This is a genomic window from Streptomyces subrutilus, from assembly GCF_008704535.1.
In the GTDB taxonomy this organism is placed as follows: Bacteria; Actinomycetota; Actinomycetes; order Streptomycetales; family Streptomycetaceae; genus Streptomyces; species Streptomyces subrutilus.
Genome location: NZ_CP023701.1, coordinates 4,896,379 through 4,910,204, shown reverse-complemented (window position 1 = coordinate 4,910,204; position 13,826 = coordinate 4,896,379). Strand labels below are relative to the sequence as shown.

Below are 13,826 nucleotides of genomic sequence, written 5' to 3'. Positions count from 1 at the left end.
AGTTCTCCTGACCCAACGCGAAAGCGCCACTAAGATCTGCGTCCATGCCGACACCCGAAGAGATCGAGGCCCTGCTGACCCAACCGGAAGGAATGGAGCTCGAATTTAAGTCCGCCAGAGTTCCACCCTCGATATTGGGTCGAATAATCGCCGCTTTTTCGAATACTCGCGGGGGCGTCATCATCGTGGGGGTGGGCACCCCCAGGAGCGGCGAAAGCATACCCGAAACGATCGGTGTAGAACCGGCACGTTTTCAGCGGCTCGTGGACTATTCCTTGCAGCACCTGAAGCCGCATCCAAGAATCAGCGTCGACACAGTAACCATTCACGGAAAGCATCTTGGAGTAATCAAGGTAGAGGCCACTGACAGATCACCGATCCTGTACGAGGATCAGTTGATTGTAAGAACCGAGGCAGCCACAAGCGAGGTCGTGTCACAGCACGTACGCCTACCTCGCCGAGGAGCGAAGTCAGCCTGGTATGACCGTCGGGGCATGTGGCCTGCCGCCATCGCGGCCGCCTTGATTACAGAGACACTATTCATGGTGAGCGTACTGCGGGGAAAGGAACCAGTCGAAATAATTCCGGGAACTATAATTATCGGGATCGGCTGCTTCTTCGCTTGGGCGGTGGCTCAAATCGCTCGCCCCCGAGACGCGCAAGGCGGGAGCGATGGAACCCGCGATCGCGTCCGACAGGCGGAAGAGACCCTAGAGGAGGGGCTCCGAACCCTGGACGCAAGCACGGCAGGCGAAGCTAGCGCCGAGCAGGCTCGCCTGGCGCTTTCAGATCTCTGGTCCGTCACCCACAGACGACTTGACCACTATCACGGAATTGCGCTTGGGCAAGCGGCGAAATCTTTCCGAAACGCCCAGATAGCCATGACGGTTGGATTTGTCCTCTTGGTTGGTTTCGCAGTCGCCGGTGTGATGGCTAACAGTACTGCGGGCGCCGTTGTTGCTGGCGCTCTGGGCGCAGTTTCGGCAGCTCTTGCAGGCTACGTCAGCCAAACCTTCGTCAAGTCTCAAGAGACCTCGGCCGGCCACCTCCGCGCCTACTTTGACCAGCCACTCGAATTCTCTCGATACTTGGCGGCTGAGCGGTTGATAGCAGATGCAGGCCTTACGTCAGAACAGCGCGCACGGATCACGGAATCTCTCGTGCAGGCCATGATCGCGGGACCGCCTGTCAACCCAAATGAAGATCACGGGAATTCGAGTGCATGAGCCATGCACACCAGCATCTCATTCGTCGACAACGGATTCAGTAAACGCCGATCTAGGCCCAGCGATCCGACGCCCCCAGGGTGATCAGGGAATCCGCCACAGCTTGCATATCTGAGACGATGACGTCGGCGCCAGCATCAGCAAGCGCCGACCACTTCGGCAGCTTGTTGGCAAATCCGATGCTTCGTGCGCCAGCAGCCTTTGCCGCCTCAACGTCGGTCACCGCGTCCCCAACGAGGACCGCTTCCGCGGGTTCCACACCTAGGGCATTCGCGGCGGCCAGAACTGGATGTGGCGCCGGCTTCATAAGGTCCGGCCGAAGACTGGGCCGTCCGATTACCTCGGCCACGAGATCAGTGAGGCCATTGATCGCAAGAAATTCGATCACGCAGGCAGCAGAATTATTGCTGACCACGGCAATTCGGCGCTTCGCGACGTGTGCCGCGTGAAGCGCTTGCGCAGCACCTTCCACCGGCGCGCCGGCGACTTTAACCGCCCTCAGTTCCGCGACGGTAAGGGCGTCCTCCACTACCCCGAGTAGCACGGCGCCGCCTTCTCGGGAGATCCGGTGCACCTCCATGGGGTCATCCGTCCCGCGAACCCGCTCCCCGAGGTGCGGGGCGCGCTGAGCGACGAGCTCCGCCAGTTCCTGCGCAACGCCGGGCGCCGGCAGTCCGCGGAACACATCGCAGATGGGGCCGTCGAAGTCGAAGAGAACCCCGCGGGACGCGCTGAGCACGTTGGTCAAGGCCTCAGAGGATGGCTGCATCGGCGTCCCTCGCAATCGTTTCCCAGATGCTGTCGAACCACATACGGGCTTGCTCGACCTGCTGAGCTCCACCCGAAGAGTCATCGTTGATCGAATGGTGAAAGAGGATCGTGTCCTTGCCGACAAGGTCGAAAATCTCGATAGCCTCACCCTGCGCTACCACCTTGTTCGGCCTGATCGGGTAGTACCCGAAGAATGCGTCCTCGTTGTTGATCACGTAGAGCTTGAAGAACTGCGTACCGCTGTGGACGCGGACACTGACGCTGCTCTCTTGAACCAGCCCCAGGTGGCTCAGCTCGCTTATGGCGTCCGAGATGCTGCGGGTGTAGCCGACCATGATGTCGTGCATCCGGCTGCGCAACCGGGCGTCGTCCGCGCAGTCATCCCGCCGGACCGGGGCCGCCTGCGGCACGTCCATGTGGGGCACCAGAATCCGGATGCGGATGCTGGCCGGCGTGAGCCGCCCGACGCGAATCTTGTCCAGTGGCTCTTGAAGCGCCCCGTGCAGAGTCTCGCTGGAGAACCCCGCGAAATCGATTGTGACGTTCTTACTCGCGAAAGCCTGCTCGACGTAGGGCCGCAGGCCCGCCGGTCGCTCGGTGCGGCTGCGGACGAACACTCCGCTCCCCTTGCGGGACACGACGAGCCCTTCGTCTTCCAGGTCCCGTAGCGCCCGCTGAATCGTGGCCCGGGCGAAGCCGAAGTGGTCCGTCAGCATCTTGTGCGACGGCAGCTTCCCCCCAGGGGCGAGCTTCCTAGTTTTGATCGCGGCCCCCAAGCTGCGCGCCACCTGTTCGTACGGCGGCCGGTCGTCATCCGGATCCAGGGGTTCAAGCGCAAAGGTCATGCCCCGATGCTACGGCCAACCTGACTAGCTGAGCAGCTTGGATAGCCAGATGTTGACATGGCTAGCCATGCTGACTACGTTACTCCCATGCCGACCGGGCTAGCCAAGTAAGTCAGGCTTGAACGGGAGAGCTCCGCCCCAATAGGCGCTGCTCAAGGCATCGAGGCCTGCGAAAGCGGGGCGAGGGTCCCGGATCCCTGGTCAACCGGAGGGCACAGACCGAAGGGTCATGTCTCTGCCTAAAGCGGGAGCACGCTCCCGAAGGAGACACCACAACTTCAACTCCGCAGCTTGCGCGGCGGCCGGATGCCTCCTCCGCCCGTCCGGCCTTTGTCGTCGCACGGGCGGGGTTGAGGGGAGCCCGGATTTCCTGCTCTTGATCTTCTGCTGTCTACCCGAGGGGGCTCATATGTGGGCAAGTCTGATAGCGGTTGCCGGAACCTTGCTGGGGTCGGTGACTGCGTTCGTGCTCCAGCAGCGCAGCATCCGCACCGACCGGGCAGAGGTCCGGGCTCACGAGGCGCGGGCGGCGCGGTTGGCCGCTCTCACCGCCCTCGCGGCTGCCTTGGCGGACCATCGCCGGGCGATGTGGCTGCGCGAGGACCTGCGGCTGGCCGGTGACACCGTCGCCTATGAGGCGGCGCGCGCCGAGAGTCACGCCACCCGGTCCGCACTGACCACCCCGCTGGTGGCGCTGGCGCTGCTGGCGCCGGAGCTGTCTGAGCGGGCTGAGGCTGCCGCCAGCGCGACCTACGCGCTGCGGGGCGCTCCCGACCGGCAGTCTCTGAGCTCGCTGCGGTCCGCCGCGATCACGGCCGCCGACGACCTCGTTCGGTGCGCCGTCAACCAGTCCTGATCTTTCCGACGCAGTGCAGCCCCCGGCGTTCCCGCGCCGGGGGCTGCTGAGTCCCGTTCCTCTGTAGAAGGAGCAAGACCCATGAAGTCCATCGCCGCACTTCAAAGCATCGTTACCCCGTGGTCCGACGGCCTGGAGCCGTCGGACGCGGAGCTGAACGCGATCGAGGATGAGCTGCCGTTGATCCTGGCGGAACGCGAACTGCTCGACGCGGAGATCGTGACCCTGGACCGGACGCCCACCGAGGTGGACACGCAGCGTCTGCGGCGGGCCCGCCGGCGGGTGCTGGCCGCGCGGACCGCGCTGGAGAACCGCGCCGCCGCCGGCCTTCCGTCCTCCGGTGGCGCGGCATGAACCGCACGGCGAAAGCCGCACTCGTCCTGGCCCTGGTGGCCGTGGTCGCCATGGCCTTCCGGGTCTCCTGGAACGCCCTGCGCGACGTCGCTACGGCCATCGGTGCGGACCGGACGGCGGCGACGCTGTACCCGTTCGTAGTCGACGGCCTGATGGCCCTGGCGCTGGTCGCCGCGCTCACGCTGACCGGCGATGCCCGCCGCTTCGCTCTGCGGGTGCTGGCTGCGTACACGCTCGCCTCGTTGGTCCTGAACTACGTGCACGGGCTCGTTCCCGCGCTGCATGGTCGGTCGGTCGACTGGGGTCGACTGGCCGACTGGGATCCCGCGAACTGGGCGCTCGTGCTGCTGGCAACGTCGCTCCCGGTCGGGTCGATCTACTTCGGCTCCGACCTCGTCGCCAAAGTCCTCCACCACCGCCCGGCGATCGAGCCGACCACGCAGGAATCAGCACAGATCAATGTAAATCGGTCGATGCCTGACCAGGGCGAACCGCCGGTCGAAGCGCCGGCCCCGCAGGCGGAGGTGGATGCTTCCCCGGTCCCGGCGGTCGAGCCGATCGAGGCCCGGCCGCAGCTCGTCGCGGCGGCTGAGTTGACGCGTTCGCGTCGGGCGACCGGGCGGGTCCCGGCGGTCGCCCGGTCGACCCGACCGACCCGTACGGATGTCGAGTTGTTGGCGGAGGCGCGGAGTCTGACGGAGTCGTGGCCGGTCGAGAAGCTGACCGGTGAGGGCATCCGCAAGGCCCTGCGCACGTCCGCGGCGAAGGCCCGGATCGTCCGTGAGGCGCTGCGGGCGGAGCGGGAGCGGGACGCCGCGGCGGCGGTGGCCGGGTGAGCCTGCGGATCGGGTCGCTGTGCACCGGTTACGGCGGCCTGGACATGGCCGTCGAGAGCGTGATGGGCGGCTCGCTCGCCTGGGTCGCGGACAACGACCCGGGCGCCTCCCGGATCCTGGCCCACCACTTCCCCGGCGTGCCGAATCTGGGGGACCTGACCGCCGTCGACTGGCGCCAGGTCGAACCCGTCGATGTCGTCTGCGGCGGCTATCCGTGCCAGCCGTTCAGTTCCGCCGGCAAGCGCAAGGGAGTCGCCGATGACCGGCACATCTGGCCCCACATCGCCCGCGCCCTTGGCGTTCTTCGACCCCGCTACGCGGTCTTTGAGAACGTCGCAGGGCACCTTTCCCTCGGTTTCGACACCGTCCTCGCCGACCTTGCCGCCCTCGGGTTCGATGCGCGCTGGAGCTGTGTACGCGCATCGGACGTCGGCGCGGCCCACCGACGGAACCGGCTCTTCCTCCTCGCCTGGCCTGCCGACACCGCGGGCCCGGGACGCGAAGGGCCGGGGCTTCCCGGACGGCCTTCCGGCCGTCGCCTCACTGCTGCCCACCCCCTCGACGTCGGAGGCGGCCGGCCCCGGCCACGCGGCACAGGGCGGGATGAACCTGCGGCACGTCGTCTCGCTGCTGCCGACGCCGGTGGTCGGCGACTCCAAGGGAGCACGGCAGGCGACAGCGCCCAACCCCCGCAGCAGTTCACCCACGCTGTCGGACCTGTCGTTCGCGCAGCTGCTGCCGACGCCGAGGGCGACGGACGGCAGCAAGGGCGGTCCGAACCAGCGCGGCAGCAAGGGGGACCTGACGCTCCCCTCGGCGGCCCACCGGATTGGGGCCCCTACACCGCCGCCGTCCACCGGTGGGAAGGCGTCATCGGACGCCCCGCTCCCCGGCCAACTGACCCTGTGGGACGCCTGAACCCGCCCTTCGTCGAGTGGCTGATGGGCCTGCCCGCCGGCCACGTCACCGACGTCCCCGGGCTCTCCCGCACCGCCCAGCTCAAGGCCCTCGGCAACGGCGTCGTCCCGCAGCAGGCCACCGCCGCCCTGCACGCCCTCATGAACTCCGGCGAAGCGGCCGCGGCCGCCTGAACCCCTCCGAAGGGAGACGCTCGTGAACCACCTCCCCGAACCGATCCCCCGTGTCGTCCGGCTCCCGGACGGCACCCACACCTACACCGACCAGATCCCCACCCCCTACGCCGGGCCGCAGATCGTGCACCAGCACATCCACCAGGCCGCCCCGGACCGCACGGCGCAGCGCTTGGCGCTCGGCTCCGGGGTCGGCGCCGGCGCGGTCGCCGCGGGCGTGTACTTCGGCCCGCTCCTGATCGGCGCGTTGACCGCCATCGCCGCGAACATCGCGTTCCTGGCCCTCCTCGCGCTGGTCCTCGGCTGGTGCGTCCACACCGTCGTGAAGTCGGTTGGTAGCCCGAGCGGGACGCAGGCCGTGAAGAACGTGCGCAAGGCCCGCCGCCGTCGCTGACGGTTGCCCGATCCACCCGCCCCGGCGGCGGGTGGTGAGAGCAGCCGGACAGCCCGGTCTCAGGAGATGGAGTTCCGTGATGGGTAAGGACCCGAAGTTCACCGCCGGTGAGACCGCCCGGATGGGCTGGTACATCGCCCGCATGGCCAAGCGCGGCATCGCCGGGGAGAGCGTCTACCTCGGCGACCTGGAGCGCAAGGTCGACCGGATCATCGACGGCGCCCGCGACCGCGAAGAGCGCGAAGCGAAAGACGCCGCGGCGGCCGAGAAGGCCGCACGGAAGGCCAACGCGAAGAACAGCGCTGCCAGGAACCGCGCGTAGCTGTGCCCCGGGGCGGCCGTCCCTCTCGCCAAAGAACGTCGGCCGCCCCGGGCCCTACCCACCCTGAGCCAGTCAGTGAGAGCAGGAGCTTTCAGCATGACCGACAACGTCGTCCCCCTGTTCAAAGACCCCTCGACCCCGACCGACACAATCGCCGCGGCTTCCCCGGCCCCGGCCGCCGTCGGCACGGTCCGGCCGGTGCGGGTGTGGAAGCGCACCGCATCCGGTGTCCGTACGGCCGTCACCAGCGAGCGGACCCGCACCGCCGCGCGGCTGGTCGCCCGGCACGGCATGTACGTCATCGGCGGCACCCGGATCACGGCGAAGCGGACGTGGGACGGGCGGACCGCCTCCCGGTACGAGCGGATGATCCGGGCCGCCGAAGCGGCCGGGAACTGGGAGGAGGCCAAGGAGTGGGAGGACCGGCTGCAGCGCTTCCGCTCCGGCCGCCACCACCGCCGCATGGACCTGCTCCGCTCCGCCCCCGACCTCGCCAAAAGCGCGGCCGTCGGCACCGGCCTCACCATCGGCGGCCTCCTCCTGCTCGGCATCGTGCTGGCCATAGCCAACAAGGACATCTCCTGGCTGTTCGCCCCGATCAGCGCCCTGGTCGAGACGATCCGCACGATCGTCGTCGTCGCCACCGTCGTCTGGGGGCCCGCGCTCACGATCGGCCCGTGGCTGGCGTTACTGGCCCTGTGGGGCGTCGGCCGCCGCCGGCAGGCCGCACCGCAGTGGACGCTCCCCGCCCAGCAGCGCGACGACGCCGGAGCACCCATCACCCCGTCCATCGTCGTGACCGCCCTGCGTGACCTTGGTATCGCCCCGCTGAGGGGTGCCATCAAGGACATGGGGGACGCCGGGGCCGCGATGCTCGGCCCGATCCGGATCGCCGGATGCGGTGTGGAAGTCGACGTCACCCTCCCCTCCGGCGTCTCCACCGCCGAAGTCCAGGGACGGCGCCGCAAGCTCGCCGAGAACCTCGCCCGGCACGAGCACGAAGTCTTCATCACCCTCCCGGCCGCCGCCCGCACGGTGCGGCTGTGGATCGCCGACTCCGGCGCGCTGGATGAGCCGATCGGACCGTCCCCGCTGGTCACCGACGAGACGATGACCGCGAACTACAAGACCGGCAGGGCCCCCTGGGGTCAGGACCTGCGCGGCGACGCGGCGACGCTGAGCCTGTACCAGCGCCACCTGCTCATCACGGGACTGTCCAACCAGGGCAAGACCGCCGCACTGCGCGCGCTGGCCCTGTGGCTGGCCCTCGACAAGACCGTCGAGTTCCGGATCGCCGACCTCAAGGGCGTAGGCGACTGGGCCATGTTCGACGGCCTGGCCACCACCCTGATCCAGGGTCCGACCGATGACCACGTCATCGCCGCGACCGAGATGGTCGAAGGCATGGTCGCCGAGATGGAGCGCCGCATCCAGGCCCCGCCCGGCACCGTCTTCACTCCGCTCGTTGGCATCGTGGACGAAGCGCAGGTCGCGTTCATGTGCCCGGCCGTCGGCCCGGACAAGCGCCCGTACGGCGGGTCGAAGGCCACTTCCCGGTACTTCATGGCCGTCCGGAAGATTCACAACCAGGGCCGGGCCGTCGACGTGATCCTCGAAGAGGGCACCCAGGACCCCACCGACCAGAACCTGCCCAAGCTCGTCCGGGAAGGCGCCCACACCCGGATCTCCCTCGCCCTGGGCACCGAGTCGCAGGCCCGCATGGCGCTGGGTGACAAGGCGGTCGACGGCGGGGCGGCCCCGCACCTGCTGCGGCAGGGTCTCGACAAGGGCACCGTGGTCGTCGCCTCCGATGGCATCGCGATCCCGGCCGGGCAGGCGTCCATCACGGTCCGCACCCACTACATCGACACCGAGACCGCCGCCCTGATCGCGGAGCGGGCCAAGTCCCTGCGCGACGGGGTCACCACCGCGCACGCCGTCGACCACGGGCCCGCCCTCGACCCGCTGGCGGACATCCTGTCCGTGCTCGGCACCGAGCCGCGCGTCCTCACGCAGGACGTTCTCAAGCGGCTCACCGCGCTGAACGCGGAGGCGTACGGCGGGTGGTCGTTCATCGACCTCAAGCGCGTCCTCGACGGCACGCCGGCCGCGCCTTACAAGTCGGACGGGCGGATGGTCATCGGCCGCGAACGCGTCGCCCGCGTCCTCGCCAACCGGCCCGAGACGGGTTCCGCTTCCGCCGCCGAGTAGAGGGAGACGACCCCCGCACGGGTCAGGGAGGCAGGGAGAACTCCCTGACCGCCTCCCTGACCCCCCTCCCTGGCTTTGACCTGGGCAAATGATCTGTCAGGGAGGCAGGGAGGCGCCGCAGGTCAGACCCCCGAAACCCCCTCCACAAGCCTCCCGGCAAGGGGTGCCCACGCCTCCCTGCCCTCTCGGCGGCAGGCATTCCGCATCACCTGCCGGACATGCCAAGAGCGGCCCCCTCACGCCAATGACTGGGGCCGCTCTCATCCAGCACGCTCAAGAACTGGAGAGACCAGCATGACCCACACCACCGACATCCCGCGAGCCCCCGCCCGAACGGCTCTACCCGCACTGCTGCGGACCGCGCTCCAGCTCGCCGAACGGGGCCTGCCCGTCCTGCCGCTGCGGGCGGGCAAGCTCCCCTTCGGGAACTGCCGGGACTGCACCCGCTCGGCGTGCGGGGACCGCCCGCACATGAAGGCCGCCGGCCCCTGCGGGTGCCCGGCTCCCTGCCACGGATGGGCGGCCGCCACCACCGACCCCGACGTGCTCGCCTCGCCCGCGTGGGCCAAGGCCTGGCGCCAGGCGCGGGCCGTCGCCTACCACCCCGGCGGCGCCGCCCTCACCGTCGTGGACCTCGACCATGCCGGCGCGGTCGCGTGGGCCCGCCAGAACCTCCCCGCGACCACGACCGTGCCCACCACCCGGGGGGAGCACTGGATCTACTTCGGCACCATGACCTCCCCCAACGCCGTGCGGCCCGGCGTCGACATCAAGTCCGCGATGTCGTACGCCCGCTGGCTCGGCCCCGGTACCGGAACCATGACCCTGCTGCCGGATGCCGTGCGCGCGCTCGCCGTGAGGGAGCCCACCACGGTCCGACCCGTGTCGGGCGCCGTCTCCATGCTCGCGTCGGCCGGGGAGGCGGTGTGCCGTCACCGCTCGCCCGCCTACCTGGAGCGCGGCATCACCATGGCGGAACAGCGCATCACCGTGGCCGCCGAGGCCATCCACACGACGGTGTACCGAACGTTCCTCGCCGTGCTGTCCGCGCACGGCCGGTGCGGCTGCCTCACCGAGGCGCACATCACGCGGCTGTTCACCGTGGCGCAGGCCAAGGGCGAGTCCCTGCGGCACTGCGAGGCCGCCTGGTCCAACGCCCGTATCAAGCTGGGGATGTAGGGATGCCCGAGGACGAGAAGAACCCGGCCCGGCAGATCATCACCGACTACGCCCGAGACCACTTCCGGTACTTCCGCACCACCGAAGGCACCGTGTACGCGCAGAAGAACGGCCACCCCGTCGCCCGCCCGATCCGCTCCCAGGGCACGACCGGCAGCCACCGGCAGGAACTCATGGTCGGCCTCTACAACGACGGACACGGCGTGTTCAACGGAACCGCCCTCAAGGAGGCGTTGGACTTGATCGAAGCACTCGCCCTAAGCCAGGACGTACAGCCCACCCACATCCGGGTCGCCCCGGGATTCGACGGAGCGACCTGGCTCGACCTCGGCCGCGACGACGGCCAGTCCATCCGCATCCACCCCACCGGCTGGGACATCCTCACCCCCGACCCCCGAGAGGTCTGCTGGCGCCGCACCCAGCTCACCGGCGAACTCCCCCTCCCCAGCAAGGACACCGACGGCAAGGGAATCGACGCGCTTTTGCGGCTGTGCAACCTTGCCAACGCCGAGAGCGAGTGCCTGGCCATCGCGTGGTTGATCGGTTGCTTGGAACCGGTCGTACCTGTTCCCGCCCCGTTCCTCACTGGCCCCCAGGGCGCCGGCAAGTCCACCGCCGGCCGGATGCTGGTGCGGATCATCGAGGGCATGACCGGCGACCTGCGCCGCGCGCCGAAGGACGAAGAGAACCTGATCACGGCCGTCGCCGCCGGATGGGTCACCGCCCTGGACAACCTCTCCCACCTGCCCCCGGACCTGTCCGACCTCATGTGCTGCATCGTCACCGGCGCCGAGAGCATCAAGCGCGCCCTGTTCACCGACGGGGACGTCGTACGCTCCCGCTACCGCCGCCCCCTGCTCCTGACCGGCATCGACGTCGGCGTCATCCGACCCGACCTCGCCGAACGTCTCCTGCCGCTGCGCCTGGTCCGCCCCCAGGTACGCCGCACGGAAGCGGAGTTGTGGGCGGAGTACGCACCAGCACTGCCCGTCATCCTCGGCTCCCTCCTCGACCTCACCGTCAAGGTCCGGGCCACCAAGGCCGATATCCCCTCCGACCTGCGCATGGCCGACTTCGCCCACCTGTGCGCCCAGCTCGACGCGGCCACCGGCCTCAGCTCGCTGACCGCCTACCGGGCCAGCCTCGACGACCTCAACGACGACGTCATCGAAGGCGACCTCCTCGCCCAGACCGTCCTCAAGCACGCCGCCACCCTCAACCCGGGCGTGGAAGCGCAGATGACGTCCACGGAGTGGCTGCACGTCCTCACCCAGCTCTACACCGGCGACGACTTCCGCCCGCTCCCCAAAGGCTGGCCCACGACGGGAAAGGTCTTCTCCGACCGGCTCAAGCGGCTCCAGCCGACCTTGGCCGCGCGCGGCGTCCTCGTTGACTGGGGCCGCACCAAAACAGCCCGCTACATCGAGATGTCCCGCCCGTTCGCGCCGTCGCCCAGCGAGCAGCAGGCCGCGTTCTAGCCCGCACCGCTACGGCCGGTCCTGGCACACGCAAGAGGAGCACCCGGGCGCCGGCGTGCTCCTCTTGCTGTTCGGCGGCTCGCCGCCGCCGCAAGGGACGCGCCGCGCAGCGGCTCGCTCTTCGCGTTCCAAGGCGCACCTCACTACAACAGGCACCCCTTCCTCTTTTTCCTAAGAGAAGAGACGCTGCGTCACCCGCGACACCACCCGCCCGTAAAGGGCTCGGGACCTGCGCAAACAGCGGTGACGTAGACAGGCCCAGCCTCGTCATCACGCGTCACCCACGTCACCGTTCCACGTCACCCGGTGACACGGGTGACGTGGAGCGGTGACACACAACCGCATCCCGTGTCACCCAAAACCGCAGGTCAGACAGCCGAGTGACGCGCTTAACGCCGGTGACGCAGAAATCCGAGCCTCGGACACACAGGCCCAGCCGACCCCGCCGGAGGAGCAATGCCCGCCCCCAGCGACCCCCGCGCCCTCCTGCGCGGTGGCCTCCCCGACCGCTACTTGACTCCCGACGACATCGCCGAGCTGTTCGACGTCCCGGTGGAGACCGTCTACCAGTGGCGCAAGAAGCGCACCGGGCCGCCCGGGTTCCGCGTCGGCAAGCACGTTCGCTATGACCCGGGCGCCGTGCACAGCTGGATCGCCGAGCAGATGGCGACGGACATCAGCGCCGCCGCCTGACTCCCCACCGCAACCGCCGAGGGCGGGCCCAACCGGGCCCGCCCTCCTCCGTACGCCCGGAAAGGCACATCACGTGGCAGGCCACATCCAAGACCGTTGGTACAAGAGCGAAGTCGGGCCCGACGGCAAGACCCGACGGGTCAAGACCGACCGCTACGGCACCGGCATGCGCTACCGCGCCCGGTACGTCGGCCCAGACGGAACCGAGCAGTCGCAGAGCTTCGCGGACCGGCAGAAGGCCAAAGCTGAGAAGTGGCTGACCCGGATCCAGGCAGACATGGACTCAGGGCAGTTCTTCGACCCGAAGGCCGGACGGATCACCTTCCGCGACTATGCCGAGAAGTGGCTCGGTGGCCTGACGACCGACATCGTCAGCCAGGAGGCGGTGAGGAGGCGGATTCGCCTCCACGCCGTCCCCTACCTGGGCACCCGCCCCATGGGATCGTTCCAGCCGGAGCACGTGCGCACGTGGCTGAGCGACCTCACGACGTCCCTGCCCAACGCGACGTACCGACGCGCCATCTACGACTCGGTGTCCTCCTTGTTCAACGCGGCCAAGGACGACGGCGTGATTCGGTCGAACCCCTGCCACGCGCAGTCGGTCAAGGCGCCGGAGCCCGCCCCACGGCTGGTGCAGCCCTGGTCTGAGAAGCGCGTGTTGGCCGTCCGCGCCGGCCTGCCCGATCGCTTTGCTGCGACGGTCGACGTCGGCGGCGGCTGTGGCCTTCGACAGGGCGAGATCTTCGGTCTGGAGCGAGAGAACATCGACGTCGCGGCGGGGTGGCTCAACGTCCGGCAGCAGATCAAGCGGGTCGGCGGCAAGCTCGTGTTCGCGCCGCCCAAGCGGGGCAAGCTCCGCGACGTGCCGTTGAGCCCCGTCACCGCTGCGGCGCTGTGCGCCCACATGGAGCGCTTCCCGCCGGTCGAGGTGAAGTTGCCTTGGAAGACCCCTGACGGGCCGCTGGTGGCCCGTCAGCTCGTCTTCACGAGCGCCGTGGGCCACGCCATCTGGCGCAGCTACTTCGATGACCACGTGTGGAAGGGCGCCTTGGCATCCGCCGGTGTGATCCCGCCCAGGCAGCGGGGCAAGCGGTACGCTGCCGCGCCGAACGACGGCATGCATGCCCTGAGGCACTTCTACGCGTCGATGCTCCTGGACAGTGGCGAGAGCATCAAGGCGCTGAGCGTGTACCTGGGACACTCCGACCCCGGCTTCACTCTGCGGATCTACACGCACCTGATGCCGAGCAGCGAGACGCGAACGCGTGCGGCCGTTGCGGCGGTGTTCGGCGGAGCCCAAAGTGCGCCCGAGGCGGCCTGACGGCCCACAGACGGCCCACGACCCCAAAACGGCCCCTGGTCGGCGCTTCCGCCGCAGGTCAGGGGCCCTATGAGGCTCTATTTTCGCCAGAAACACCCCATCTTGCCAGCCGTCCACAGCTACGGGCGAATGGGTAGGTCAGACCCCCTGAGCTGGGGCGCGGGCCGGGGCGGGTGCCGCGTTCCGGACAGCGCGGGTCCGGCCGCCGGTGCGGCGTACCGGCCCGCGGGTCGGGCCGGTACGCCGACG

General features: G+C 68.9%; 15 protein-coding genes and 1 pseudogene. 14 read left to right on the top strand and 2 right to left on the bottom strand.

Annotated features, from left to right (window positions below; genetic code table 11):
• The first annotated feature begins 44 nt into the window (after positions 1-44).
• Positions 45-1,226: an RNA-binding domain-containing protein gene (locus CP968_RS21640; RefSeq protein ID WP_150519574.1), complete on the top strand. Its 1,182-nt coding sequence runs from the start codon at positions 45-47 to the stop codon at positions 1,224-1,226.
• 52 nt (positions 1,227-1,278) lie between these two features.
• Here the strand turns inward: CP968_RS21640 and CP968_RS21635 are convergent, their stop codons facing one another.
• Positions 1,279-1,965 carry an HAD family hydrolase gene (locus tag CP968_RS21635; protein WP_229886972.1) on the bottom strand — a complete coding sequence of 229 codons (687 nt, stop codon included), beginning with the start codon at positions 1,963-1,965 and terminating at the stop codon, positions 1,279-1,281.
• A 13-nt stretch (positions 1,966-1,978) separates the two neighbouring features.
• Positions 1,979-2,842, bottom strand: a complete 864-nt coding sequence (locus CP968_RS21630; protein ID WP_150519572.1) for a winged helix-turn-helix domain-containing protein — start codon at positions 2,840-2,842, stop codon at positions 1,979-1,981.
• 409 nt (positions 2,843-3,251) lie between these two features.
• On the opposite strand from CP968_RS21630, the gene CP968_RS21625 reads away from it, so the two are divergent.
• From CP968_RS21625 to CP968_RS21575, 13 genes and pseudogenes are all read left to right on the top strand, one after another.
• Positions 3,252-3,698, top strand: a complete 447-nt coding sequence (locus CP968_RS21625; protein WP_150519571.1) for a protein kilB — start codon at positions 3,252-3,254, stop codon at positions 3,696-3,698.
• A gap of 81 nt (positions 3,699-3,779) precedes the next feature.
• Entirely contained in the window at positions 3,780-4,052 is a 273-nt protein-coding gene (locus CP968_RS21620) for a DUF6284 family protein (RefSeq protein WP_150519570.1), read from the top strand.
• Positions 4,049-4,888 (top strand): DUF2637 domain-containing protein, encoded by an 840-nt coding sequence (locus CP968_RS21615; RefSeq protein WP_150519569.1) that lies wholly within the window; start codon positions 4,049-4,051, stop codon positions 4,886-4,888. The genes CP968_RS21620 and CP968_RS21615 overlap by 4 nt, the downstream gene beginning before the upstream one ends.
• A gap of 44 nt (positions 4,889-4,932) precedes the next feature.
• Positions 4,933-5,301: pseudogene (locus tag CP968_RS34960) on the top strand (DNA cytosine methyltransferase); the annotation flags it as partial.
• On the top strand, positions 5,300-5,806 hold the full coding sequence (locus tag CP968_RS34955) for a hypothetical protein (RefSeq protein ID WP_229886973.1): 507 nt from the start codon (positions 5,300-5,302) through the stop codon (positions 5,804-5,806). The pseudogene CP968_RS34960 and the gene CP968_RS34955, both read left to right, overlap by 2 nt.
• Positions 5,794-5,979, top strand: a complete 186-nt coding sequence (locus tag CP968_RS34950; RefSeq protein WP_229886974.1) for a hypothetical protein — start codon at positions 5,794-5,796, stop codon at positions 5,977-5,979. The genes CP968_RS34955 and CP968_RS34950 overlap by 13 nt, the downstream gene beginning before the upstream one ends.
• A gap of 22 nt (positions 5,980-6,001) precedes the next feature.
• Complete coding sequence (locus CP968_RS21605; protein WP_150519568.1) at positions 6,002-6,373, top strand: DUF6251 family protein; 372 nt, start codon at positions 6,002-6,004, stop codon at positions 6,371-6,373.
• A gap of 79 nt (positions 6,374-6,452) precedes the next feature.
• Complete coding sequence (locus CP968_RS21600; protein ID WP_150519567.1) at positions 6,453-6,695, top strand: DUF6257 family protein; 243 nt, start codon at positions 6,453-6,455, stop codon at positions 6,693-6,695.
• A gap of 96 nt (positions 6,696-6,791) precedes the next feature.
• Positions 6,792-8,906 carry an FtsK/SpoIIIE domain-containing protein gene (locus CP968_RS21595; protein ID WP_150519566.1) on the top strand — a complete coding sequence of 705 codons (2,115 nt, stop codon included), beginning with the start codon at positions 6,792-6,794 and terminating at the stop codon, positions 8,904-8,906.
• A gap of 294 nt (positions 8,907-9,200) precedes the next feature.
• Complete coding sequence (locus tag CP968_RS21590) at positions 9,201-10,085, top strand: bifunctional DNA primase/polymerase (protein WP_150519565.1); 885 nt, start codon at positions 9,201-9,203, stop codon at positions 10,083-10,085.
• Positions 10,086-10,087: 2 nt separating this feature from the next.
• Positions 10,088-11,563, top strand: coding sequence for an ATP-binding protein (locus tag CP968_RS21585; protein ID WP_150519564.1), 1,476 nt, complete (start codon positions 10,088-10,090; stop codon positions 11,561-11,563).
• A gap of 456 nt (positions 11,564-12,019) precedes the next feature.
• Entirely contained in the window at positions 12,020-12,256 is a 237-nt protein-coding gene (locus CP968_RS21580; protein ID WP_150519563.1) for a helix-turn-helix domain-containing protein, read from the top strand.
• 73 nt (positions 12,257-12,329) lie between these two features.
• A complete protein-coding gene (locus tag CP968_RS21575; RefSeq protein WP_150519562.1) occupies positions 12,330-13,577 on the top strand; it encodes a tyrosine-type recombinase/integrase in 1,248 nt (415 codons plus the stop codon).
• The last annotated feature ends 249 nt before the right edge of the window (positions 13,578-13,826 follow it).